Consider the following 24987-nt stretch of genomic DNA (forward strand, 5'->3'; position numbering starts at 1 on the left):
ATGCGCCGGCACGACCGATGGTCCAGCCAAGCATCAGTCCTGTTCGTCTGCGTACTCGGCCAAGGCCTCGCGTGCGATGCGGAAGCTGTCGACCGCGGCGGGGACGCCGCAATAGATCGCCACCTGCAACAGGACTTCGCGAATTTTCTCTTCGCTCACGCCATTGCGTCGCGCACCCTTGATGTGGACCTTCAGCTCGTGCGGCCGATTGAGCGCCGAGAGCAAGGCCACGTTCACCAGACTGCGCTCGGCCAACTCCAGTCCGTCGCGACCCCAGATCTCGCCCCAGCAGTACTCGGTGACCAGGGTCTGCAGCGGCTCGCCAAAGGTATCTGCACTCGCCAGCGCCTTGTCGACGTAGGCATCGCCCAGCACCCGACGACGGATAGCCAACCCTTTCTCGTAGCGTGTGTTGCTCATGTGTTGATCCCGCCGAACAGGCTGTACTTGATATCCAGGTAATCCTCAATGCCGTACTTGGAGCCCTCGCGGCCCAGGCCCGACTGCTTGATGCCGCCGAACGGAGCGACCTCGTTGGAGATCGCCCCGCTGTTGATCCCCACCATGCCGTAATCAAGCTGCTCGCTCATCCGCCACGCGCGGCCATGGTCACGGGTGTAGCAGTACGCGGCGAGACCGAACTCGGTGTCATTGGCGAGTGCGATGGCCTGTGCTTCGGTATCGAACTGGAAAATCGCGGCCAGCGGGCCAAATGTCTCGTCGCGCGCGACGTCCATATCGGGCGTTGCACCGTCGAGCAGGGTCGGCGCGTAGAAGGCGCCCCCGAGGGCGTGACGCTTGCCACCCGACACGCAGCGCGCGCCTTTTGCGAGCGCATCCTGCACCTGCGACTCGACCTTGGCCACAGCCTGTTCGCTAATCAGCGGGCCGATCTGCACATCCGGCTCACTGCCCTCGCCGACCTTCAGCTGCATGATCCGTGCGGCGAACTTCTCGACGAATGCATCGTGGATGCCGGCTTGCACCAGGAAGCGGTTCACGCAAACACAGGTTTGGCCAGCATTGCGGAACTTGGCCAGCAGTGCGCCTTCGACCGCTGCGTCGAGATCGGCGTCGTCGAACACGATGAAGGGCGCGTTGCCGCCGAGTTCCAGAGACACCTTCTTCATCGTAGCGGCGGCTCTGGCGTAGAGCTGCCTGCCGATCGGCGTGGAACCGGTGAAAGTGAACTTTCGTACCGCCTCGCTCTCGAAGAAGGCATCGCCAATGGCACGCGCATCGCCGGTCACCACGCTGAAGATGCCGGCCGGCACACCGGCCTGCAGCGCGAGGTCGGCAAGCGCCAATGCAGTGAAAGGCGTCTCCAGCGCCGGTTTGACGATGCAAGGGCATCCGGCGGCGAGTGCCGGCGCGACCTTGCGGGTGATCATCGCTGCTGGGAAGTTCCACGGTGTGATGGCCGCAACAACGCCCACCGGCTGTTTGGTCACCACAATGCGCGCGTCACGGTAGGGGCTCGGGATCACATCGCCGTACACGCGCTTGGCTTCCTCGGCGAACCACTCGATGAAGCTCGCCGCGTAGAGGACCTCGCCGCGCGCCTCCGCCAACGGCTTGCCCTGCTCGGCAGTGAGGATGCGCGCAAGCGCATCGACGTGTTCGACAATCAGGTCGAACCAGCGCTTGAGGATTCGGGCCCGTTCTTTCGCAGGCAGGCCGCGCCAGTCAGGCCAGGCCTTCGTGGCGGCAGCGATCGCACGCCCCGTCTCGCGATGGCCCATCGTCGGTACGTGACCGATCGCGGTCTGCGTGGCCGGGTTGGTGACCGCCGACACGGCACCATCGTCGGCATCGCACCACCGGCCATCGATGAGGGCTTGCTGACGGAACAGCGGACTATGCTCGAGTTGCATGGAGACTCCGGGTTCTGCGGCGCCGGCAAGCCGGCGCGTGGCAACATGGGGCTACGTGAGGCGTCAGGCCGCCGGCCGGCTTGTCGAGGCGTAGCGCGGCAGCGGGCGGATGCAGTGGAACAGTACGCAGGCGATCGCACTGGACGCGATGCCAAAGACCCAGGAGACGTCGACGCCAGCAAATGTGTCTGCCCAGATGCCTTCGAACCAGGGATTCTTCAGGAATGGCAACTGCACGACGATGCCGATGATGTACGCCGTAATCGCGCGCGAGTTGAAGCGGCCGTACACACCACCGTCAGCCGCAAAGATCGATCGGATGTCGTAGCCATTGCGGTGTAGAACGTAGAAGTCGAACAGATTGATCGAGACCCACGGCGCCATCACGAACAGGATCGCGAACACGCCACTGATGAACAGCGAGACGAAATCGCTTGATGCCCACAGCGCCGACCCGGTCGACAGCACCAGCACGATCATCGACATCGCGATGCGGGCCCGGCCCTTGGGCACCCAGTCTGTGGCGAAGGTCTGGATAGCGGTGATGAACGACAGCACCGCGCCGTAGAGGTTCATCGCGTTGTGGCCGATGATGTTGCACAGAAACAGCACCATCAGCACCGCACCGAACACACCGGTGTGCGTCTTGACCGCTTCCATGGCATCGCCATGATGACCGATGCTGACCGCGACCATACCGAAGACGAACGACAAGATCGTGCCGAGCGAAGCGCCCAGGTAGGTATAGACAAATGGCTTGACGCGGCCTTCGGCCAGCGGCAGATAGCGGGAGTAGTCCGACGTATAAGGCGCGAAGCTGATCTGCCAGACCGCGCAGATGCCGAACATCGAGAACCAGGGCGCGGCGCTGAAACGTCCCTGCTGCAGCACGTCGGGCGTCAGGTGCGGCATCATCAGTGCCAAACCGATGAGCAGTGCGCCGCCCATGAACCAGGCGCCGATACGGTTGAACACGTGGATCAGGTGGTAGCCCACCACACCGATCAACGTTGCCACGCCCGCACCGATCACTGTCGCCACCGAGACCGGGATCGCCGGCACGACCGCGTGCAGGGTCTTTCCTGACAGGATGATGTTGGAGACGAAGTACCCCAGATAGATGATGGTGGTGAACAGCACCACCAGCAGCGAGCCGTAGCGACCGAACTGCGCGCGGCTCTGGATCATCTGCGGAATGCCGGCCAGCGGTCCCTGGGCCGAAGTGAGCGCGAGCACCACAGCACCGAACAGATGCCCGGCGGCGATTGCCGACAATGCGCTGATGACATCGAGTTCGAACACCATCACCGACATTGCGCCGGTGATCACGGCCAGCGGGGCGACGTTGGTGCAGAACCACAGGGTGAACAGATCTATCGCCTTGCCATGGCGCTTGTGCGGTGGCACATAGTCGATGGCGTTGCCTTCGATCGCGAAAACGCCCTTGTCCTGCTGCTTCGGGTCCTGCTGCATACGCTGATATTCCCGTTGGCTGCCGCACCGCGGGCCCTCCCCGACGGCGTCACGCATCACCCCGAACAGGCGCTGCGGGCGTGGATGGAACAGAACGATCGGTGCCTGCGGCGAGCGGCGTGCGCACCGGAGGTGCGCGACACGTCAAGCCGCCGCACCGGCCGGCTAGCGCATCACGAACGGATCGCCCATGGGCGCGTCGGACGTCCGCAACCACACCGTCTTGGTGGTGGTGTAGTCGAGTACCGCATCGGCGCCGCCTTCGCGGCCGTGCCCGGACAGACCGTAGCCGCCGAACGGTGCGTGTGGGGACACCGCGCGATAGGTGTTGAGCCATACAACGCCGGCATGGATCGCCTGCGACATGCGGTGGGCTCGCGTCAGGTCGCGAGTGAACACACCCGCTGCCAATCCGTAATCAGTCGAGTTGGCCTTGGCGATCGCATCGGCCTCGTCGGAGAACACGTCGATCGACAATACCGGACCGAACAATTCGGTGATCTCGCTCATCGCCCGTGGAACGCCGCTGCAGTCGAGCACCGTCGGTGCGTAATAGAAGCCGTCGCGTTCGATGCGATGCCCGCCGGTCAGCAGACGCGCGCCCTGTTCGATCGACTGGGCAACCACCGTTTCGATGGTGCGCAGCTGGCGTTCGGTGCACAGCGGTCCATACTCGGTCTGCGCGTCGTCCGGTGCGCCGACGCGGATGGCATTGACCTTCTCGATCAGGCGGGCCAGGAACGCATCCTTGACGCCAGCCTCGATCAGCAAGCGTGAGCCGGCGACGCAACTCTGTCCGCTCGCGGCGAAGATTGCCGCCAACTGGGCGTTGACCGCGCTGTCGATGTCGGCATCGGCAAACACCACCAACGGCGACTTGCCGCCCAGTTCCAGCGACACCTTGGCCAGGTTGTCGGCAGTGTTACGGATGATGTGGCGCGCCGTCTCCGGCCCGCCTGTGAACGCGACCAGGCTCACCTTGGGGTGCCGGCTGAGCACGGCGCCGCACTCTGGCCCGAAGCCGGTGATGATGTTGACCACCCCCGGCGGGAACCCTGCCTCGTGGATCAGCCGCGCGAACGCCAGCAGCGGTGCAGGCGCCTCTTCCGACGCCTTGAGGACCACCGTGCAGCCGGCGGCGAGCGCCGGTCCGAGCTTCACCGCCGAGAGAAACAGCTGGCTGTTCCAGGGCACGATCGCGGCGACTACACCCAGCGGCTCACGCTTGATCCAGACCTGCATGTCCGGCTTGTCGACCGGCACCACGTGGCCCCGCACCTGGTCGGCGATGCCGGCGTAGTAGCGGTAGTAGTGGGCGACGTAGGCGATCTGTCCCCGGGTCTCGCGGACGATCTTCCCGGTGTCGCGGGTTTCGAGTGCAGCCAGCTCGGGCGCCGCATGCTCGAGCAGGTCAGCCAGGCGATACAGCAATCGCCCACGCTGCGATGCCGTCAGGCCGGCCCAGGCAGGGTCCCGCAACGCGCGCTCGGCCGCGGTAACGGCGCGCTCGACTTCGTCGATGCGCGCCTCGGGCATCTGTGCCCAGACCTGGCCAGTCGCCGGGTCGATGCTGTCGAATGTCGCGGCGCCGGCTTCGAAACGGCCGTCGATGTACAGAGCGAATGGGGCAGTCATGGCCATTGCTTACCGGAACGCCGGCATCACATCGCGGATCATGCGCTCGAGCGAGGCTTTCTTGCGCTCAAAGCTCATGCCGGTATCGATCCAGAACGCGTACTCGTCGTAGCCCATGCGCTCGTAGATCTTCAGGCGGGCAATCACTTCCTCGGGCGGGCCGATGACGTTGTTGCTGCGCATCGCCTGGGGCGAGTACATCGGATGCGCAGCGATCTCGTCTTCGCTCAGCGGCGCGATCAGGCCTTGGGTGATGTCGCGCTCGTTCTTGAACCACGCGCCGAAGTAGTTGTAGAAGACGTTGATCTCGTCGGCCGCCTGTTGCGCGTCGGCTTCGCCGTCGGCCACATAGGTGTGGCGCAGCAGCATGATCTGCGGACGCGGCACGTCGCTGAACTTTTCGCAGGCCGCATTGAAGTGACCCATCAGTTTCTCGACCTCCTCGTCGCCGAAGTGCAGCGGCGTGACCTGCACGTTGCAACCGTTCTCCACCGCGAACTCGTGGCTGTTGGGATCGCGCGCGGCCACCCAGATCGGCGGATGCGGCGCCTGCAGCGGCTGCGGTGCAGAGGTGGTCTTGGGAAACTTCCAGTACTCGCCTTGGTGCGCGTAGTCGCCCTTCCACAACGCTTTGATGGCCGGAATCAACTCGCGCAGACGGCCGCCGGCGCCCCAGGCGTCGAGGCCGGGGTGCAGGCGCTCGTACTCGAACGCGTACGCACCGCGGGCGATCCCCAGTTCCAGGCGACCATCGCTGATGATGTCGGTCATCGCCGCTTCGCCGGCGAGCTTGATCGGATGCCAGAACGGTGCGACCACCGTGCCGGTGCCCAGGCGCACATGTTTGGTTCGGCGCGCGAGGTCGACAAGGTTCAGGAACGGATTTGGCGCGATGGTGAAGTTCATGCCGTGATGTTCGCCGGTCCAGATGGCGTGCATGCCGCCTTCGTCCGCGATCCGGCACAGTTCTACCATCTCGTCGTACAGCTGCTTCTGCGTCTGCTGGTCGGAGACGCGCTCGATATGGATGAACAGCGAAAAGCGCATATCAGATCTCCTGGCCTTGGACGTCACGCACGACGCCGTTGTGGTGGTTGCCGTAGTAGACGCCGTAGCTCTTGAGCCGGCTTTCCTTGCAGTAGCGCTCGAGCATGCTTTTCACCGCCGGGTCGGCGATGTCGAGCGCAGCGACGTCGGTCAGTTCGATGTAGCTGCCTTCGCGCGGCGTCGCGTCCGGCGTGCTGCACAGAAAGGCGACGAATTGCTGCTGGCTGTCGGTGTTGCGATAGACCGAATAAACGAAGTTTGCCGATGCGCCAGGCTGGTAGCGTTCAAACAGGGCGTGCAGTGCCTCGTCCGCACCGCGGTCTGCCGCGCCGACACAGGGCAGCGCCCAGCGCCCGTCTGCATCGCGCGTCAGTAGCACGCGGTTCTCATGGGCGATGACGGCGTGGATGACCACGCTGGCGCCGCCGATCACCTCGGCCGCCATCTTCGCCGGGGTGAAGTAGCCGCCGCGGTAGTAGCCCAGGCCGGCCTGACCACTCGACGCGAAGGCCTCGATGCGCCCGATCAGGATGGCGTGATCGCCGGCCGGCACCACCGAGTGCGTCGTGCAGTCGAACCAGGCACCGACACCGGCCAGCAGTGGATTGCCGTGTTCGCTCATGCGCCATTCGATACTGCCAAAACGGTCCTCAACACGGCTGGCGAACGTGCTGGAGACCTGCTTCTGTCCTTCAGCAAGCACGTTAATCGCAAAGTGGCCGCCGTTGGCGAAAGCGTCGTAGTTGCCGGAGCTGTTGGCGATACTGACCAGCAGCAGCGGCGGGTCCAGCGACACCGAAGCAAACGAGTTGGCGGTGAAGCCCACCGGCGTGCCTGCGGTGCTGGTTGTGGTGACGACGGTGATGCCGGTCATGAACGCGCCGAACGCGTCGCGGAGTTCCTTGGTGGTGCTGTCCATCTTGTTCCCTCCCAGGTTCTTGACGGATGCCGCGCTCAGGGTGTCGCGGCCAGCCAGTCCGACATCGCACGATTGACGAGATCGGGGGCGGTGAGATTGACCATGTGGCGCTGGCCTTCGAGGACCACGGCGTGGCCGCGCGCTGCAAGGCCTGCCATGCGTTCGGCCATCGGGCCGGTGGAATTGAGGTCATCGGCGCCGGTCAGCGCCAGCGTCGGGCACTGCACCTCACACCAGCGGTCGGCATAGAGCAGGTCACCGCGCGCGAATGCACGATAGGCATCGGCGTAGCCTTGGAGATCGACCTGCTCCAGCCACCCGCGCACTGCTGCGACCAACGCGGGCGGAACATCGGGCACATCGAACCAGCGCTGCAGCGGTGTGTCGACGTCCAGATGCCCGTCGAGCAGCTGGTCGGCGCGTGCCACAACCGCAGCGCGCGCAGCTTCGCTGCGCCGGTGCACGCCGTTGACCACCGCCAGGCGACGCACCAGCGCCGGGCGCTCGATCGCGACACCAAGGGCGATGAGCGCGCCCATCGAGTGGCCCGCCAGGTTGACGTGGCCCAGGTCCAGCGCTTCGATCACTTCGATCATCCAGCGCACGTAATCCACCAGCCCCGGCGTGCCGCCAAGGCGCGAGCTGCCGCCATGGCCTGGCAGGTCCACCGCGATCACACGGTAGCGGTCCGCAAAGTAGGCGACCTGCGGCCCCCATGCGGCAGCCTGCATGCCCACGCCGTGGATCAGCACCAGCGGCTCGCCGCGGCCCTGCTCCAGCATGTGGGCCGCGCGGCCATCAGACAGCGGCAGGGTTCTTGACGTCATGACCCAGCTCTTTGAGATCCGTGTAGCGATCGCCGATGCGGTGATGAGGGCGACCGCCGGTGGATGCACCGAGCACGATCACGAGTTCGTCGGCTGCCGGCGCATCCGGGATCGAGAACTGCAGGGTCAGGTAATGCGAACGACGGCCTTCGTCGTTCTTGTCCATCATTGGGATCGAGATCGGCGCATTCGCCGGACCGCGTGTATTGGTGAATGCCAGATAAGACTTCGCCCCCACCGCGCCGCGGTAGATGTTGCCGAAGTGCAGCGTGTGGATCAGCGCCGAGGCGTGCTCGAGCTCGCCGTCCAGACCGACCACCGCGCTCTTGCCGAACGCCTCGACGGCCTCCCCGGAACCAATCTCGCCGAGGATCAGGTCGGTCAGATGCCGGCTCAGCTGCGGGCCGAGCAGACGGATTTCCGGGGACAGGTCGGCGACGTAACCGCGGCCATGCCACGGATTCTTGATGACCGCTGCCGCACCGACCATCTTCAGGGGCGTGGGGGCGTCGACCTCGCCATCCACGAATACGGTTTCGCTATGGAGCACGGACTTGCGGATGAGTTGCACGGCGCGGCCTCTGGACTAAGCGGAGATTCTTAGGTGTACGGTATGATGGTATACCATACAGGTCGCTGAGCAACCCCCGAACGGCGCCTCGCCTCAGCACAGAGGAGCCACGCGCGGCAGCGACCCACCGCGGCTGCTACCTGGCATATGGCTGCGCGCGTGCAGCCATGGTCTTTGGAATGCGGTATACCGACGGGCCTGGATGCGCGCTTCGAACCTCGGCGCCTCTTGCGACATCCCATCAAGCACCGGACATACGAATGGACCTCAGAATCGACCACGCGCCCGTCACCCTGCGCGAGAAATGCCTGGAACGGTTGCGGGACGCGATCATCACCGGGCACTTCGCCGCCGGCGCGAGGCTGGTCGAGCGCACGCTCTGCGAACAGCTCGGGGTCAGCCGTAGCGTGGTGCGCGAGGTGATCCGGCACCTGCAGGCCGAAGGCCTCGTGGACGTGCTGGCCAACAAGGGGCCGATCGTCGCGCGGCTGGACTGGCCCACTGCGCACCAGATCTACGAGATCCGCCTGCTCCTCGAGCAGAGCGCCGTCGCGGCCTGCACACGGGCGCTGACCGATGACGTCATTGCGCGCATTCGCGCCACGCAACAGGCTCTGCAAACGGCCACCGCGGCCCAGGACATGGCCCAGATCCTGCGTGCGTCCTCGCAGCTCTACGAAACCATCTTCGTCGCCGCCAGTCAGGGCATTGCCTGGGACATCGTGCAGCGGCTCAACGGCCGGATCAGTCGTCTCAGGGCGATGACGCTACGCGACAACCGTCGCGAGCAGAGCGGCCAGTCGCGGATCGATGCCATCTGCGATGCGATCTGCATTGATCGGGCCCCCGAGCTGGCGAAGACGCGCGTCGCGGAGCACATCGGTGAAGTGGCGACCATCGCACGCCGCATCCTCGTCAACGACGAACAACCCTGATGCCTGCTTACTGGATCGCACACGTCGAAGTGCTGGATGCGACCGCCTACAGCGGGTACACCGACCTGGCACCCGCCGCTTTCCAGAGGTACGGCGCGAAGTTCCTGGCGCGCGGTGGTCGCAGCGAATCGCTGGAAGGGGGCGGCTTCAGCCGCCATGTGGTCATCGAGTTCACGGACCTGGAAACGGCGACCGCGTGCTATCGATCGCCGGAATACCAGCTTGCGAAGTCGAAACGTGACGGGGCCTGTATCGCGCACATCACGATTGTCGATGGTGTCGATACATCGGGCTGACTTTGCTACCGCTGGGGCCTGCGTCGAGTTCCGCGCCACTCGGCTGTGCCTGAGTGACCCAGCCTGTCGCGATGTCCCGAAGGGCGTGGCCTTTCATTGAGGCCCCTACGCGCGATGCGACCGCGACCGCGTGCCGGACGCCAGTAGCGTCAGTTCGCGGCCGGCGTTGCCGCCGGTGTCTCGGGCGGCGGAATCGTGGGAGTCCACGGCTTCTTGAGCTCGGCCAGTGCCGCGGCGATCGGGGCGTCGCCCGGCAGGGCTTCGCCACCGGTGCTGCCGTCCTCTTCGTCGCCGCGCAGGTGGCCGGGAAGCGCGGCTTCGGTGTACGCGCTGGCAGCACGCGGGACATCGGCATCGGTGCCGGCGTTCTCGGGCCGCAGCACGACATCCGGGTCGATCCCGCGAGCCTGGATCGAGCGGCCGCTGGGGGTGAAGTAGCGCGCGGTGGTGAGCTTGACCGAGTCGCCGTTGTCGAGCGGCAGCACCGTCTGCACCGAGCCCTTGCCGAAGGTGCGACTGCCGACGACGCGGGCGCGGCCGTTGTCGCGCAGCGCGCCGGCCAGCACCTCCGAGGCGCTGGCCGAGCCGACATCGACGAGCACGACGACCGGGGCCCCGTCGAGGATGTCGCCGGGGGTGGCGCTGAACTGCGCGTCGCTGATCGGGATGCGGCCGCGGGTGCTGACGATGTCGCCGCTTTCGAGCAGGTCATCGGCGATCTGCACCGCCGAGGTCAGCAGCCCGCCGGGGTTGCTGCGCAGATCGATGACCAAGCCGCGCAGGTGCCCGCCGCTCTGGCTGGCGAGTTCGCCGACGGTGCGGCTGAAGGCAGCTGCGGTATCGACTTGGAACTGGCTCACGCGCACGTAGCCATAGCCCGGTTCGAGCATCCGGCCGCGGACACTGACCACGCGAATGGTCTCGCGTTGGACGCGGATCTCCAGCGGCGTGCGCTCGCCGTCGCGCAGCACGCCGAGCACCACGGCGGTACCCGATGCCCCGCGCAGCGGGCCATGCCCTTCGTTGTCGGCCGGCGTGAGCGCTCGGCCGTCGACGCTGACGATGATGTCGCCGGCGCGGATGCCGGCCTTCTCGGCCGGCGTGCCGTCAATCGGGGCGATCACGCGCATGCTGCCGTCGGGCAGGTACATGACCTCCACGCCGATGCCTTCGTAGGCGCCCGCCGTGCCTTCGTCGAAGGCCTCGGCTGCGTCCTTTTCCATGTAGACGCTGTGCGGATCGAGGTCGAGCAGCAGGCCACGGATGGCCGAGGCCATCAGCTTGCGGTCTTCGACCGGCTCGACATAGGCCTGGCGCACGGCGTTGAAGACGCCGACGTAGCGGCGGATCTCTTCAAGCGGCACGCGGTTGGAGGCGTGTTCGATCGCGTCCGGGTCGTCGCTGGCGGCGACCTCGCGGGCCGCCTGGGCGTCGTCGGGGGCGTCGTCGGGGGCGTCGTCGGGGGCGTCGTCGTCCGGTGCCGGCGTCGCATCCTGCCCCTCGTCCTGCGCTCCGTCCTGCGTTGCGGGCTGCGCGGTGGGTGTGTCCTGGGCCGGGGTCGCCTCTGCGGGAGGCGGCGCGGTCTCCTGCGCGAACGCCGCGGGCGACAGCAGCAACGACAGGGCCAGCGTCAGGGAACGAACACGCATGCAGGACTCCGGGCAGCGAAAACAGGCCGCGCGCAGGCTGCGCACGGCTGATGATTATGCGGCGCGGTCGTGTGAATGGGGTGCCTGCCGGACCGGCGATTCAGGTCCGTGAGACATCGCGCCGACGCGCCTACCGGGCCGGATGCTCGGCGAACGGGCGATGCGTGCCGTCGGTGGCGACCAGTTCCACGGTGTAGGCCTGGCTGCGGCCGTCGGGCATCTCCATGCCGGGCGAGCCCATCGGCATGCCCGGCGCCGCGATGCCACGCGCGTCCGGGCGCTCGGCCAGCAGGCGACGCACATCGGCAGCGGGCACGTGGCCCTCGACGAAGTAGCCATCGATCTCGGCGGTGTGGCAGGACGCCATCGCGGCGGGCACGCCCAAGCGCGTCTTGACCGCGGCAAGGTCCTCGACATCGATCGTCTCGACCTCGAAGCCGTCGCGCTGCATGTGCTCGACCCACTTGCCGCAGCAGCCGCAGGTCGCGGTCTTGTGCACACGCATGCGCGGCAGGACCTGGGTGTCGACGGCCTGCGCGACCGGCGTCGCGTCTGCTTCCATAGCCGGCACGGCAGCGGTGTCGGCCGCTGCGGGTGTTGCGCCGGTGCAGGCGACGACGGGCAGCAGCAACAGCGTCAGGGCGAGCGGATGGATGCGCATGTTCGGACTCCAGACAATCGGTCGCAAGACGCGCCGATTATGCGCGAGCGCTGTGAGCGAGCGGAACGATGGCATCAAGCGGTGGGGTTGGCCGGCATGGCGGGGACGCGCTGTTGCGAACAGCGCTCCCACGCCGGCCCTCCCCCGCGATGCGGGGGAGGGAGACAGGGATCAACGTCCCTTGCGGGCGTCGTCGTTGGCCTTGCCAACGGCGCTCTGTACCTTGCCTGCGGTCTTCTGCGCCTTGCCGGCGACTTCCTTGGTGGTGTTGCCGGTGACCTTGCCGACCACTTCCTTCGCGGTGCCCTTGACCTGGTTCTTCATGCCTTCGCTGCGGTTCTTGTCCACGACTGCCTCCTCACGCCTGCAGGATTGCAGGCTGCCAGGGGATATGCGCCTGTCGCCGCCATGCCGAGGTGAAGAAACGCAGCCTCATTACAGGATCGGCATGCCGCCGGTGACTGCATAGCGGCCACCAGTCATGTAGCTGGCTTCGTCGGAGGCCAGCAGCACGTAGATCGGCGCGCACTCGGCCGGCTGGCCCGGGCGCTTGAGCGGCGCCTGGCTGCCGAACTCGGCGACCGCATCGGGCGGCAGCGTCGAGGGGATCAGCGGGGTCCAGATCGGGCCGGGCGCGACGGAGTTAACGCGGATGCCCTGGTCGGCGAGCAGTTGCGCCAGGCCCGCGGTGAAGTTGGCGATCGCGCCCTTGGTCGTCGCATACGGCAGCAAGGTCGGATTGGGCTTGTCGGAATTGATCGAGCTGGTGTTGATGATCGACGCGCCAGGCTTCATGTACGGTACAGCCGCCTTGCACAGGTGGAACATCGCGCTGACGTTGACCTGGAAGGTGTAGTCCCACTTGTCGTCGGGGATCTCATCGAGCGATTCGTAGGTCATCTGGTAGGCGGCATTGTTGACCAGCACGTCGATGCGGCCGAAGGCCTCGACGGCCTTGCGCACGATCGCGCGGCAATGCGCGGGGTCGGCGATGTCACCGGGGACCAGTTCGCAGCGCCGGCCGGCAGCTTCGACCAGGCGCCGGGTTTCCTGCGCGTCTTCGTCCTCACTCAGGTAGCTCACCAGCACGTCCGCACCCTCGCGCGCGTAGGCCAACGCGACCGCACGACCAATGCCGCTGTCGCCACCAGTGATGATCGCGATCTTGCCCTGCAGCCGCCCACTGCCGCGATAGCTGTCTTCGCCGTGGTCTGCAGGTGGATCGAGCTTGCGCTCGACGCCGGGCACGGTCTGCTGCTGTGCGGGCTGGTTCATCGTCTGTCTCCATGGCGGGGGAAGGGCGCCACGCTAGGCGCGCGCATGTGGCGCGCCGGTGATTGCGATGCCATATGCGCGCATGGGATTGCAGGGATTGCAGCAGGTCCACGACATCGTGCTTACGACTTCTCGACATGATCCTAAGATTCACGTTGGTCTAATCCGCGCCCGTTCCCGGATGTGATGGGAACGCGAAGGGCGAGGTGGCGTGGCTGCCGGCACTGTCCGGCGGCGCGTCACTGCGCCTGCGGTCAGGCGGACAGGCGCACCTCGACGATCCACGATCACAGAGGGCTCCGCAGCACGATGACGTTCGCCGTCCATTCCCACCCCCGCCGCCTGGCCCTGGCCACGCTGACCACCGCCATCCTCGCCACGCCTGTCTTCGCGCAGACCGCAACGCCCGATGCCGAGCCACCGGCCGATGAGGTCGAAAATCTCGACGCGGTCCAGGTGCGCGGGGTCCGCGCCAGTGTCGCCGGCGCGCTCGACGCCAAGCGCGGCGCGGCGCAGATCACCGATTCGATCGTCGCAGAAGACATCGGCAAGCTGCCCGACAACAGCGTCGCGGCGGCGATGCAGCGCATCACCGGCGTGCAGGTCCAGCGCGGCGGCGCGGAAGTGGGCACGGTGCTGGTACGCGGGCTGCCGAACGTGGTCACCACGCTCAACGGCCGCAACATCTTCACCACCACCGGGCGCGGCGTTGCGCTGGCCGATATCCCGGCCGACCAGCTGCAGCAGGTCGATGTCTACAAGACCAGCGGCGCCGAGCAGATCGAGGGGGGCATCGCCGGTGCGGTCGACATCCGCCTGCGCCGGCCGTTCGACCTCGACGAGGACAGCACGCTCGCCGGCAGCGTGTCGACGCTCTATGCCGACCAGGCGCGCGAGACCGCGACCAATGGCAGCCTCACCGGCAGCCGCCAGTGGGAGACCGGGGCCGGCCGCGTGGGCGTGCTCGGCGCGGTGTCGTACCAGGAGACGCCGTACCTGGAGTCCAACACCTTCCACGGCACCTACGACCGCGTCGACGACCCGCTCGATCCGTCACGGCAGCTGCTGGTACCGTTCAATGCCGGTAACCTGCAGGCGCAGGGTTTCCGCCGGCGCAAGGCGGCGAACGTCGCGTTCCAGTGGGCGCCCAACGAGAACACCGAACTGTGGGCCGACGGCTTCTACGTCGGCTATCGCAACACGCCGCGGGTCAACTACTGGATGCCGTTCCCCGGGTCGCTGACGCCGGAGAACACCGACGCGCTGGCCACCCAGCCCGGCAACGACATCCTGCAGCGCGTCGAGCTGCGCGACAGCGACGTGCTGTCGAGCACCCAGGCGCACCAGAACAGTTCCGACACCTGGCAGGCGGCGATCGGCGGCAGTTGGAAGGGCGAGCGACTGAAGCTGTCGAGCGAGCTGGCTTACACCTACAGCGAATCGGACAACCGCTCGATGGTGCTCGATATCATGACCACGGTGCCGCGGTTGACTATCGACAGCAGCCGCGGCGTGCCGTTCACCTCGGTCACGAACGCCGACGGCAGCGCCTACGACGTCACCGACCCCGATGCCTGGCGCCTGAGCCAGTACTACGACAGCTGGAGCCGACAGGAGGGCGACGAGTGGGCGTGGCGCGCCGACGCCAATTTCGCCTTCGACGGCGGCATCATCAGTTCGCTCGACGCCGGCGTGCGCCTGGCCAGGCGCAACGCCTCCAATATCGGTGGCGACCCGGGCGCGCGCGACAACCTCAGCGGCGCGCCGATCCGGATGTCCGACATCCCCGGCCTGGCGCAGGTCACCCCCGGCAACATCCTCGACGGCGACCGCAATGTCGGCGTCGATCGCTGGCTGGGCGCCAACCGCGACTTCCTGCTCGGCCACACCGCGCTGATCCGCCAGGCCATGGGCCACGGCCCCGACCGGCCGCCTGCGAACCCGGCGGTGCAGTTCGACAACCGCGAGGACAACCACGCCGCCTACCTGCAGGCCAACTACGGGTTCGCGATCGGCACGATCCCGGTCGATGGCCGGATCGGTGTCCGCCATGTGCGGCTGGAAAGCGAACTCAACGGCACCTCGCTGGTCGACGGCGTCGAAACGCCGGTACAGACCACACGCGCGCGCAACGAATGGCTGCCGAGCTTCAGCGCGAACCTGTCGCTGCGTGAGGATCTGATGCTGCGCCTGTCGCACAGCCAGTCGATCACCCTGCCCCGCTTCGCCGACCTCAACCCGCAGCTGGCCCTGTTCGAGTCCACCGACACGCTGCCTGCGCGCGGCAGCGGCGGCAATCCGGATCTGGCACCGGTGGAGTCGAAGAACCTCGATGCGTCGCTGGAGTGGTACTTCCAGGACAACGCACTGCTGTCGCTGGCCGCGTTCCACCGCGATGTCGACGGCTATGTGCAGAACTACGCCGAGGACGAGACGATCGATGGCACCACCTACCAGATCACCCGCCCGCGCAACACCGGCAGCGGTTCGCTGCGTGGCGTGGAGATTGGCTACACCCAGTTCTACGATTTCCTGCCTGGCGCCTGGTCGGGCCTGGGCACGCAGTTGAATGCGACCTGGATCGACGCGGAGGCCGAATCGCCCGACGGCGTGATGCAGCCGCTGGCGAACGTGTCCAAGCGCGCCTGGAATGCGGTGCTGATGTACGAGTACGACGCGTTCTCCGCACGCCTGGCCTACAACTGGCGCGACGACTACGCAGTGAGCTTCAGCGCCTCAGGCGACCAGCCCAACGAGGTCTTCCATGGCCCCGAGGAATGGCTGGATCTTGCGCTCAACTACGCGATGGACGAGAACATCACCGTATTCCTGGAGGCGACCAACCTGCTGGGCAGCAAGACCTACAACTATTTCGGCAGCCCGGAGTTCCTGCGCGACCGTGCCTCGCCCGAACGCAGCTACATGCTCGGCATCCGTTTCCGGCTGTGATGCGCCCATCGCGCCGTCCCGCGACCCGCGGGATGGCGCGGTGCGGCGTGTGCACGCCGAACACCGGCATCACGCGGCACGCCAAGCTGGACCGGATCGGCCTGCACTTCTCCGCTTCTGGACCGCCAAGCACCGAAGGCGGCGTCGCTTCTGACCTGCATCGAAGCGACCACGCGACATTGCTATCGCCCACCCGCCGCTCTACCTTTTTGGCCATGACGATCCAGGTCTCGAACGCAGTCGCAAGGCGGCTATTTCTCGCGCGGCAAGGGCTTGCCGCGCCGCCGGGTCGGGCGCTGTCCAAGGCGGGGCTGCTGCAGCTCATCACCGATCTGGGCTTCGTGCAGGTGGACAGCATCGGCACGGTGGAGCGCGCCCACCACCAGATCCTGTTCTCGCGCAACCAGACCTACCGACGCGGCCATCTGACCACGCTGCTGGAGCAGGACCGTGCGCTGTTCGAGCACTGGACGCATGATGCATCGATCCTGCCGACCACGTTCTACCCGTATTGGAAGCACCGCTTCCGCCGCCGCGAGCCGATCATCCGCGAGCGCTGGCGCAAGTGGCATGGGGACGGCTTCGACGCGGCGTTCGAAGACACGCTCGCGCACATCGAGGCCAATGGACCGGTGCTCGCGCGAGAGTTGAAGGAGGCGGGGCACGCGTCGGGTGGTTGGTGGAACTGGCACCCGTCCAAGACCGCGCTCGAATACCTCTGGCACACCGGCAAGCTCGCGATCGCCGGCCGCGTGAACTTCCAGAAGGTCTACGACCTGGCCGAACGGGTGATTCCCGTCAAGTGCTACGAGCGTGAGGTCGCCCCCACCCAGTTCGTCGACTGGGCGTGTCGGGAGGCGTTGCGGCGGCTGGGCTTTGCGACACCTGGCGAGATATCCGCCTTCTTCGACCTGGTGTCGCCACAGGAGGCCAGGGACTGGATTGCATGCCATCGCGATGCGCTGTGCGAGGTCTCGCTCGTGTCCAGCGATGGCGAACGCGTGCGGTCGTCCTATGCCTTCGCCGATATCGCTACCGATCTGCAGGACGTGCCCGAGCCCTCCACGCGCGTCCGGGTCTTGAGCCCGTTCGATCCGTTGCTGCGCGACCGAAAGCGCACCGAACGGCTGTTCGGCTTCCACTACCGCATCGAGGTCTTCGTGCCGGAGTCCAAGCGGCAGTACGGCTACTACGTGTTCCCCCTTCTGGAGGGCGATCGCCTGATCGGCCGGATCGACATGAAGGCCGAACGCAAGGGCAGCACGCTGGATGTGCGTCGGCTGTGGCTCGAACCCGGCATCCGTGCCTCGGCCGGACGTCTGGACAAACTCGACGCGGAACTGACCCGGTTGGCGAGGTTCACCGGGGTTGCGCGGGTGCATTACCTAAAAGGATGGCAACGGGCGCGCTGAGGCTTTTGCGCTCGGGCGCCTGCGAGGTGTGGACACCGCCACGCGCACTGCACGCCCGCCGGGCTAGCGTGGCGCTTTCAGGACGGGGTCCCCCGCATGCGCCTGCTGGCTGGTTGCGAGATCGTGGTCGAAGCCGAGGACGACTGCGCGGTGGTTGCCATGCTGCGCCCGCGCAGCGGCGATGCGCAATGGCTGGTTAGCGAAAGCTACACGTTCGAGCCGGATGTCCGCCCGACCGAGCACGTCGATCCGTTCGGCAACCTGTGCCAGCGCTTGATCGTTCCCAAAGGCCGGATGCGCCTGCGGACCGAGCTCGAAGTCCAGACCGAACGCACGCTTGCCGTCGCGCCCTGGGCACTGCCCACGCCCGCCTCGCTGCTGGCCGATGAGACTCTGCAGTACCTACTGCCCAGCCGCTACTGCCCATCCGACCGCGCGTTCGACCAGGCCCAGGCCATCGTCGACGCCGCATCGCCCGGCACCGGCCATGTCGGCGCGATCGTGGCGTGGATCCGCCGCCACATCGTCTATCGCTACGGGGTCAGCGATGCCTGCACCGATGCGCTTGACACCATGACGCAAGGCGCGGGCGTGTGCCGCGACTTCGCCCATGTCGGGATCATGCTCTGCCGCAGCCTGCGGATTCCCGCACGCATGGTCGTGGGTTATCTGCACGGGCTCGAACCGATGGATCTGCACGCCTGGTTCGAGGCCTACCTGGACGGACGCTGGTACACCTTCGACGCCACCCAGGACGCGCCGCGTGGCGGCCGCATCGTCGTCGCGCATGGCCGCGACGCGGCCGATGTCGCCTTCCTGACCAACTACGGCTGGCTGCGGACCGTCGAGATGCAGGTCTGGGTCGGCGAGAAGACCTGAACGCGGCGGCGATGCGACACTGCCCGCATCCATCCTTGCGGAAGACCGCCATGTCGCGCGTTCGTCTTGCAACTCGCACCGCCGCCTGCCTGCTGTTCGCATTGCTGGCCGCCTGCACGTCCACCGGCCCCATGACGACTGCGGACCCTGCGCAATCCACGCTCGCCCAACCCGCGCCGGTCACGCCGGATGTCGGCTGGCCGCAGACCTTCGCCGCAGTGCAGGCTGCCTGGTTGTTCGAGGACCAGAAGACCTTCGCCGACGCGGTGCCGCGGCGCGACCCGGCGCAGATCGAGGCGGCGTTCGCCGCCGCGCACGCCCGCCCTGGCTTCGATCTGCGTGCATTCGTGGACGCCCACTTCGTGCTGCCCACGTCGCCGCCCGACACGCCGGTGGACCCGCAGCCGACGCTGCGCGCGCATATCGACGCGTTGTGGCCGCTGCTCACACGACCGCGTCCCGCGCCGCTTCCCCATGACAGCCTGCTGCCGCTGCCGCACGCCTATGTGGTGCCGGGCGGGCGCTTCCGCGAGATCTACTACTGGGACTCGTACTTCACGATGCGCGGCCTGGTCGAGAGCGGCGAGACCGCGGCGTCGCGCGCCATGCTCGACAACTTCGCGCAACTGATCGACGACTGGGGCCACGTGCCCAACGGCAACCGCAGCTATTACCTCAGCCGTTCTCAACCGCCGTTCTTCTCGCACATGGTCATGCTCGAGGCACGCGACGATCCCGCACTGGCCGTGCGCTACCTGCCGCAACTGCGTCGCGAGCATGGGTACTGGATGGACGGCGCCGAGCGGCTCGCGCCCGGCGAGGCAGCGCGTCGTGTCGTGCGCCTGGCCAATGGGCGTCTGCTCAACCGCTACTGGGACGACCGCGACGTGCCGCGACCCGAATCGTTCGAGCAGGACCGCCAGACCGCGTCCGCAACCACGTCACGGCCGGCGGCCGAGGTCTGGCGCGACCTGCGCGCCGGCGCCGAGAGCGGCTGGGATTTCTCCAGCCGCTGGCTCGACGATCCGATGCGGCTGGACACGATTCGCACCACGACGATCGTGCCGGTGGATCTCAACAGCCTGCTGTATCACCTGGAGTCTACGATCGCCACGGCCTGCGAACAGGCGCGGGATGCGGACTGTGCGCATCGCTATAAGGCCATGGCCGACGCGCGCGCCGAGGCGATCGCGCGCCATCTCTGGCATGCCGATGGCTACTACGCCGACTACGACCTGCGTACGGGTCAGCCGCGCGCGCAACTGACCGCCGCCGCGCTGTTTCCGCTGCATGCCGGCATCGCCTCGCCCGAGCGCGCACACCGCACCGCCGACGCCGTGCGTCGGCAATTGCTGCGCCCAGGCGGCCTGGTCACCACTGCGATCGACAGCGGTCAGCAGTGGGATGCGCCCAATGTCTGGGCACCGCTGCAGTGGATCGCGGTTGACGGCCTGCGGCGGTATGGCGAACACGCGCTCGCGCGCGATATCGCGCGCGGCTTCATCGGCAATGTGCAGACCGTCTTCGAGCGCGAGCGCAAGCTGGTGGAGAAGTATGACGCCGATGGCGCGCTGCAGGGCGGCGGCGGCGGCGAGTACCCGTTGCAGGACGGTTTCGGCTGGTCGAACGGGGTCACGCTGGCGCTGCTGGCCTTGTATCCCGAACTCGAACGCAGCCCGATCGAGACCGATTGACGCCTGGCGTCAGCGCTCAGCCGCGCGTGCTGCGGCCGCGAACGGGCAACCTGGATGCAGGGCGACGCCGTTCTTGCGCGCGCGAAAGTCCTGAGAGGCGGCGTAAGCCGAGCGTCGCAGGCGCATCAACTCGCCCAGCGGGCGATGCGCGTCCAGCCCGTGCCACGGGCTGAACCCCATCCCGTCGTCGATCGCCGTGCTGCGCTCGGGCGTCCACGCCGGCTGCGACGGTGCAATCACGCGGGCCACGGTCCGGAACGGGCTGCGCGCCTCATCCCAGCGCGCGGTGGCATCGTCGACCGGCATCTCCTCGAGCGAGGTGCACAGCTGCGCGCGCAGTTCCCATTCGCCGCCCTGCGCGGCGAAGAACGCGATCACAGCGTCGCGCAGGGCGTCGTCGTCGGACAGGTCGAGCCGCGTGTCGGTAAGCGCGCGCAGCGAGCTCGATACCGGCACCAGTTGCAGCTTGGCAATGTGGTCGCCGTGACGCAGCGGCAGTTGCGTGAAGAACGTCTCGCCGAGGATGTGATGCGGTGGCTCGCCGCCCATCGCCTTGAGCGTGGCGCTCTCCCCACCCATTGCCTCCAGTCCACGCTCGGTCCCGCGCAGGATCGCCGAGATCAGCTTCTTGGTGCGGTCCATGCGGTCGGTGGTCTTGGCCAGCAGCTTGAGGCTACGCAAGAACGTACGTCCATTGGGTGCGTTGAACTGCGGGCCATTGACCAGGATGAAATCCTGCGCGCCCGGCCCGGCGCTGCCGTCGAGGCGGGCGCCGGGCACGTCGCAGATCCGAAGCGCGACCCCGCGTGGTGTCGAGACGCGGTCGGCGAGGAGGTCGCCGGGCGTGGTCGACAGCCGCATCACTGCGGGGTGACGGCCGGGCCGTGCGAACAAGCCCTGTGCCAGTTCGGGCGACAGCCCCGCCGGCACCTCGACGACGGCCGACAGCAAGCCGTGGCTCTTGGCATGCACCGCGCGTAGGCCCTTGCCTTCGTCTTCCCAGGTCTTGTGGGAGATCGACAGCAAGACCTCGTCGAGTTCGGCCGCCAGCGCCGCCTCGTCGGGGCCTGGCTGCGCGAGCGCGGGATCGTAGCGTTGGAATGCCGCTGGATGGGGGGTGGACATCGGGGCTCCTGGCGTCCAGGCGAGGCTCGCGTGGCGTGGACACCGTCAGCGCGCGAGGAAATCCAGCAGCGCGCGGTTGAAGGCGTCGGCATGACTGACATTCAGACCGTGGGGCGCGTCGGGCACCACGACCAGCTCGCTGCCCCGGATCGCCGCATGGGTGCGCTTGCCCGAGCCTTCGAACGGCACGGTCGCGTCGCCGTCACCATGCAGCACCAGCACCGGCACGGTGATCGCCTTCAGGTCGGTGCGGAAGTCGGTCGTCGCGAAGGCCTCCATGCAGCCCAGCGCCGCGGTCTGATCGGACTGACGTGCGAGCGCGAGCGCGTCCTGGCGCTGGGCCTCGTCGACCTTGAGCGTGCCGTCGACACTGAAGAACTGGGTGGTGAACTCATCGAAGAACGCGTCGCGATCGCGTTCGAGCCCTGCCCGCATCTCGTCGGCCTTCTCTTCGGGCAGCGGGCCTTCGGGGTTGTCCTCGGTCTTGAGTAGATACGGCGGCACTGCGGCGGCGAACACCGCGCTGTGCACACGCGCCTCACCATGGCGGGCGAGGTAGCGGGCCACTTCGCCGCCGCCCATCGAGAAGCCGACGAGCGTGACCTTCCGCAGGTCGAGATCATCGAGCACGCCGGCCAGGTCGTCGGCGAGGGTGTCGTAGGTGTAGCCGTTGTCCGGCTTGTCGGAACGTCCGAACCCGCGGCGGTCGTAGGCGATCACGCGATAGCCCGCCGCCTTCAGGGGGCCGACCTGGGCATGCCACGAGGCGGCCGACAACGGCCAACCATGAATCAGTACGACCGGGCGACCGGCGCCACCCGAGTCCTCGATATGGAGACGCACACGGGATGAAGACGATGCACGGGTCATGGCGCCACTCGGATGTCAGTACGAAGGCCCCCATGCTGCGCACATCCACCCGATGCGGATGTGAAGCCGCAGCGCGAGTCGCAGCGTGCACATCACGTCATCGCCAGGGTCCGGGAGTCACGGAGCTTTGATCGGCGCGCTCCTAGCCTGCGGATGTCTTCCCCCTCGGAGTCCGTCCCATGAGCACGATCTCTCCGGTGACCGGCGAGGTTTCGGACAGCAAAGTCGCGGCGATCTTCGACAGCGAGCACACCGCCCGGCGCGTCGGCCAGCAACTGCAGACCGAACGCGGGTTCAAGGCCTCGCAGGTGAAGGTGGTCACCCGCCACGACCGCGAGCCGGGCCGCAAGCTCGAGCCCGAAAACCGCGGCATCCTGCGCACCCTGATCATCGCGCACTACAAGTTGGGCCTGGCTGGCGTCGCGCTCGGCGCGGCCCTGTTCGGCGTGTTATATGCGGCCAGTGTGCCGGCGGTGATCAATTCGCCGTGGTTCGCAGCTGGCCTGATCATCGGCTACGGCGGCGTGTTCGGGTTGATGGTCGGTGGCCTGGTGACCTTGCGTCCCGACCATGATCCCTACCTGTTCAAGGTGCGCGAGGCCTTGGCCGAAGGCCGCGCGGCGGTCGTGGTGCACGTCTTCGATGCCGCGCAGCGCGACCGTGCCAGCGACGCGCTGTCGAGCGCCAGCGGCGAGACCATCCGCACTCTGTGACGCGTGACGCATTGCGGCCACCCTCATGCCTGGGCCGGAACGCCGGGCGTTCCGGCGAGGTCGCTCGCCAGCCGGCGCGCGATCTGCGGATGCTCGCTGTAGAACGCGGCATTGCCCGCGAGTTCGCGCCAGATCTCGGCATCGGTGATCAGCCGCGCCGCGTGCTGCGTGACTTCCGCAATCTGGTGCGGCGCGGGCGCGGTCCGCGCCATCGACAGTTCGAGCAGATGCAGCAGGGTACGCGACTGCGCCACGCAGGTCTCGGCCTCGCGCAAAGCGAGTTGGCCAAGCATCTGCATCTGGTCGTGATCAAGCGTGGCCGCGCGGGCGTCGGCGAGCACCGCGTCGGGTGTGCCCGCCACGAGATCGAGGAGCCGGCGTAGCGGGCCCTGAGTGGACGCGCAGCGCGCGATGTCGTCGATGCGCGTACCGCGTCGCGCGGGGTGACGGGCTTCGTCCATGGTCGCTCTCCTTGAGATAGGCCGCCGGCGGACCGGCGCGTCGCACACGCATGCCGCCTTCCGGCGCAGCGACATGCGAGCAGCCACCGCCAAACTACGTTTAACGTAGTATCGGAGTCAAGCGACGTTTCGGAAGCTTCCCGACGCCGAAGTCCGGGATGCGATGCACGCGTGGCTGTCAAGAAGGAACCCCTGCCTGTCTTCAGCCGTCGGTTGCGCGAAGCGCGCACCGCGGTGGGCATCTCGCAGCGCACGCTGGGAATCGAAGCCGGACTCGACGACTTCGTCGCCAGTACCCGGGTCAACCGCTACGAGACCGGCGTGCACCAGCCCGACCTGCAGACTTTTCGCCGCATGGCCGAGGTGCTCGATCTGCCGGTGGCGTACTTCTACGCAGACGACGATGCGCTGGCTGGCCTGATCGCCGACCACCACCGTCGCGGCCGCACGCCGACGCGCTGAACGCGACCAACGCCGCGGTATGGCCCCAGCGTGCATGCAGCTGCGGCTTCAGGCTGCAGCCCTTGCAGGCACGTGGTTGCGCGGTTCACGCATCGCCGATGCCTGCGTTCGCACAATCGCTTGCATTCCCCCTCCTCCCTGCGCTCGCGCGCACGGCTGCCTGTTCGAGGACGCGATCGATGAACAACAGTTTCACTCTGGAGTACGACATGAGCCTGCGCCTGTGGGTGCTGCGGCAGGACGGCTCGGGGCGCCTGGTCGCCTCGTTCCTCAGCCGCCAGAGCGCCACCGAAGGTTCGACGTTGCGCGATCTCATCGGTCCAAAGGCGCGTCTGCGGATCCGCAATGCCGACGGCAGCTATCAGGACGGGCTTGCCGACAGGCTGGACCCCGCGCTGTCGACATCACCGACGCCGCGCGCCGTACGGCCGCTGCACCCGACGAACTGATTCACGCACACCCATAACGCACATGGGCGCCCGAGGGCGCCCATGTGCGTCGAACCCCTCGATACGGACCGGGCAACGCCCGGTCCGTACGTCGGCATCAGAACGCGTATTCGGCCGTCAAGCCGAGCAGCGCGGTCGAACGCTTGGGACCTTCGAACTTCACACCGGTGACCGGATCGCGCAGGTCGCCCGACTTGGCGCGGAAGTAGTCGTAATGCACACCAATGCTGAAGTTCTCGGTGGCGTTCCAACCGGTGCCGACACCGGCGTACCAGCTGTTGCGACCATCGCGACCGCCGCTTTCGAGGCCCAGATCCTGGCCGACGTCGTTGTAGTAGCGCGAGTTGTTGTCCGAGGCGCGGAAGAAGCCACCACGTGCACCCACGTACCACTCCGGCGTGATGTTCAGACGGGCATTACCGCCCGCGATCCAGCCGCGCAGCGCATTGGTGTCCTCGCGCTGGTTGACGCTGTCGTCGCGGAATGCGTTCTTGACCACCAGGTTGCCCAGGTCGGTGTAGCCGCCTTCCACGCCCAGGCCGAAGTTCTGCGCCAGCTTCCAGCGATAGCCGCCGACCAGGCCGTAGCCGGTCTTGCGGCCGTCACGGCTCTCGAACACGTGAAAATTACCGGTGCCGAATCGACCGGCCGTGCCACCGTCCGTACGACCGACGTTACCAGCAATGAAGGCGTTGCCCTGGCCGACCTGCAGGTCGGGGCGATAGGTATCGCCGCCCATGCCCTGGGCGAATGCGGACGGGGCACACAGGGCAGTGGCAATTGCGGCAGGAATCAGGACAGTTCTCATCGG

At 67.0% G+C, this 24987-nt stretch carries 25 protein-coding genes; 9 read left to right on the top strand and 16 right to left on the bottom strand.

Annotation, left to right across the window (positions count from 1 at the left end; translation table 11 throughout):
- Nucleotides 1–33: 33 nt before the first annotated feature.
- From pcaC to MNO14_RS15025, 8 genes are all read right to left on the bottom strand, one after another.
- Nucleotides 34–420 carry a 4-carboxymuconolactone decarboxylase gene (gene pcaC, locus MNO14_RS14990; RefSeq protein WP_241944485.1) on the bottom strand — a complete coding sequence of 129 codons (387 nt, stop codon included), beginning with the start codon at nt 418–420 and terminating at the stop codon, nt 34–36.
- Nucleotides 417–1874, bottom strand: coding sequence for an NAD-dependent succinate-semialdehyde dehydrogenase (locus tag MNO14_RS14995; protein WP_241944486.1), 1458 nt, complete (start codon nt 1872–1874; stop codon nt 417–419). The genes pcaC and MNO14_RS14995 overlap by 4 nt, the downstream gene beginning before the upstream one ends.
- Before the next feature lie 63 nt (nt 1875–1937).
- Nucleotides 1938–3347, bottom strand: coding sequence for a cytosine permease (locus tag MNO14_RS15000; protein ID WP_241944487.1), 1410 nt, complete (start codon nt 3345–3347; stop codon nt 1938–1940).
- A 165-nt stretch (nt 3348–3512) separates the two neighbouring features.
- Complete coding sequence (locus MNO14_RS15005) at nt 3513–4982, bottom strand: aldehyde dehydrogenase (protein ID WP_241944488.1); 1470 nt, start codon at nt 4980–4982, stop codon at nt 3513–3515.
- Between the two features lie 9 nt (nt 4983–4991).
- Nucleotides 4992–6056 (bottom strand): LLM class flavin-dependent oxidoreductase, encoded by a 1065-nt coding sequence (locus MNO14_RS15010; protein WP_241944489.1) that lies wholly within the window; start codon nt 6054–6056, stop codon nt 4992–4994.
- Nucleotides 6031–6948 (bottom strand): flavin reductase, encoded by a 918-nt coding sequence (locus MNO14_RS15015; RefSeq protein ID WP_241944490.1) that lies wholly within the window; start codon nt 6946–6948, stop codon nt 6031–6033. The genes MNO14_RS15010 and MNO14_RS15015 overlap by 26 nt, the downstream gene beginning before the upstream one ends.
- A 35-nt stretch (nt 6949–6983) precedes the next feature.
- Nucleotides 6984–7775 (bottom strand): alpha/beta hydrolase, encoded by a 792-nt coding sequence (locus MNO14_RS15020; RefSeq protein ID WP_241944491.1) that lies wholly within the window; start codon nt 7773–7775, stop codon nt 6984–6986.
- On the bottom strand, nt 7747–8346 hold the full coding sequence (locus tag MNO14_RS15025) for an amino acid synthesis family protein (protein WP_241944492.1): 600 nt from the start codon (nt 8344–8346) through the stop codon (nt 7747–7749). Before MNO14_RS15025 ends, MNO14_RS15020 begins: the two co-directional genes overlap by 29 nt.
- Before the next feature lie 260 nt (nt 8347–8606).
- Here MNO14_RS15025 and MNO14_RS15030 point away from each other — a divergent pair, with 260 nt between their 5' ends.
- Complete coding sequence (locus MNO14_RS15030; protein WP_241944493.1) at nt 8607–9281, top strand: GntR family transcriptional regulator; 675 nt, start codon at nt 8607–8609, stop codon at nt 9279–9281.
- On the top strand, nt 9281–9577 hold the full coding sequence (locus MNO14_RS15035) for a DUF1330 domain-containing protein (protein ID WP_241944494.1): 297 nt from the start codon (nt 9281–9283) through the stop codon (nt 9575–9577). The genes MNO14_RS15030 and MNO14_RS15035 overlap by 1 nt, the downstream gene beginning before the upstream one ends.
- A 149-nt stretch (nt 9578–9726) precedes the next feature.
- Here MNO14_RS15035 and MNO14_RS15040 read toward each other — a convergent pair whose 3' ends face one another.
- From MNO14_RS15040 to MNO14_RS15055, 4 genes are all read right to left on the bottom strand, one after another.
- On the bottom strand, nt 9727–11226 hold the full coding sequence (locus MNO14_RS15040) for a S41 family peptidase (RefSeq protein WP_241944495.1): 1500 nt from the start codon (nt 11224–11226) through the stop codon (nt 9727–9729).
- Between the two features lie 130 nt (nt 11227–11356).
- Complete coding sequence (locus MNO14_RS15045) at nt 11357–11887, bottom strand: DUF411 domain-containing protein (RefSeq protein WP_241944496.1); 531 nt, start codon at nt 11885–11887, stop codon at nt 11357–11359.
- Between the two features lie 171 nt (nt 11888–12058).
- The gene (locus MNO14_RS15050; RefSeq protein ID WP_241944497.1) at nt 12059–12235 is read right to left on the bottom strand and encodes a CsbD family protein; all 177 of its coding nucleotides are present in this window, start codon (nt 12233–12235) and stop codon (nt 12059–12061) included.
- Nucleotides 12236–12322: 87 nt separating this feature from the next.
- Nucleotides 12323–13162, bottom strand: a complete 840-nt coding sequence (locus MNO14_RS15055) for an SDR family oxidoreductase (protein WP_241944498.1) — start codon at nt 13160–13162, stop codon at nt 12323–12325.
- A gap of 309 nt (nt 13163–13471) precedes the next feature.
- Here MNO14_RS15055 and MNO14_RS15060 point away from each other — a divergent pair, with 309 nt between their 5' ends.
- The 4 genes from MNO14_RS15060 (at nt 13472) to treA (ending at nt 20096) form a co-directional block, all read left to right on the top strand.
- Entirely contained in the window at nt 13472–16111 is a 2640-nt protein-coding gene (locus MNO14_RS15060; RefSeq protein WP_241944499.1) for a TonB-dependent receptor, read from the top strand.
- A 215-nt stretch (nt 16112–16326) separates the two neighbouring features.
- A complete protein-coding gene (locus MNO14_RS15065) occupies nt 16327–17523 on the top strand; it encodes a winged helix-turn-helix domain-containing protein (RefSeq protein WP_241944500.1) in 1197 nt (398 codons plus the stop codon).
- 96 nt (nt 17524–17619) lie between these two features.
- The gene (locus MNO14_RS15070; protein WP_241944501.1) at nt 17620–18402 is read left to right on the top strand and encodes a transglutaminase family protein; all 783 of its coding nucleotides are present in this window, start codon (nt 17620–17622) and stop codon (nt 18400–18402) included.
- A gap of 50 nt (nt 18403–18452) precedes the next feature.
- Entirely contained in the window at nt 18453–20096 is a 1644-nt protein-coding gene (gene treA / locus MNO14_RS15075; RefSeq protein ID WP_343226401.1) for an alpha,alpha-trehalase TreA, read from the top strand.
- 9 nt (nt 20097–20105) lie between these two features.
- Here the strand turns inward: treA and MNO14_RS15080 are convergent, their stop codons facing one another.
- On the bottom strand, nt 20106–21221 hold the full coding sequence (locus tag MNO14_RS15080) for a catalase family protein (RefSeq protein WP_241944502.1): 1116 nt from the start codon (nt 21219–21221) through the stop codon (nt 20106–20108).
- Between the two features lie 45 nt (nt 21222–21266).
- Entirely contained in the window at nt 21267–22091 is an 825-nt protein-coding gene (locus MNO14_RS15085) for an alpha/beta hydrolase (protein ID WP_241944503.1), read from the bottom strand.
- Nucleotides 22092–22270: 179 nt separating this feature from the next.
- On the opposite strand from MNO14_RS15085, the gene MNO14_RS15090 reads away from it, so the two are divergent.
- Nucleotides 22271–22804, top strand: coding sequence for a hypothetical protein (locus MNO14_RS15090; RefSeq protein ID WP_241944504.1), 534 nt, complete (start codon nt 22271–22273; stop codon nt 22802–22804).
- A 23-nt stretch (nt 22805–22827) separates the two neighbouring features.
- On the opposite strand, the gene MNO14_RS15095 is transcribed toward MNO14_RS15090, so the two are convergent.
- Nucleotides 22828–23340, bottom strand: coding sequence for a hypothetical protein (locus MNO14_RS15095; protein WP_241944505.1), 513 nt, complete (start codon nt 23338–23340; stop codon nt 22828–22830).
- 96 nt (nt 23341–23436) lie between these two features.
- On the opposite strand from MNO14_RS15095, the gene MNO14_RS15100 reads away from it, so the two are divergent.
- Both MNO14_RS15100 and MNO14_RS15105 read left to right on the top strand, forming a co-directional pair.
- A complete protein-coding gene (locus MNO14_RS15100) occupies nt 23437–23727 on the top strand; it encodes a helix-turn-helix transcriptional regulator (protein ID WP_241944506.1) in 291 nt (96 codons plus the stop codon).
- Nucleotides 23728–23906: 179 nt separating this feature from the next.
- Nucleotides 23907–24176: a hypothetical protein gene (locus MNO14_RS15105; RefSeq protein ID WP_241944507.1), complete on the top strand. Its 270-nt coding sequence runs from the start codon at nt 23907–23909 to the stop codon at nt 24174–24176.
- A gap of 97 nt (nt 24177–24273) precedes the next feature.
- On the opposite strand, the gene MNO14_RS15110 is transcribed toward MNO14_RS15105, so the two are convergent.
- A complete protein-coding gene (locus MNO14_RS15110; RefSeq protein WP_241944508.1) occupies nt 24274–24984 on the bottom strand; it encodes an outer membrane beta-barrel protein in 711 nt (236 codons plus the stop codon).
- Nucleotides 24985–24987 lie beyond the last annotated feature (3 nt).

This window comes from Luteimonas sp. S4-F44, from assembly GCF_022637415.1.
GTDB lineage: Bacteria > Pseudomonadota > Gammaproteobacteria > Xanthomonadales > Xanthomonadaceae > Luteimonas.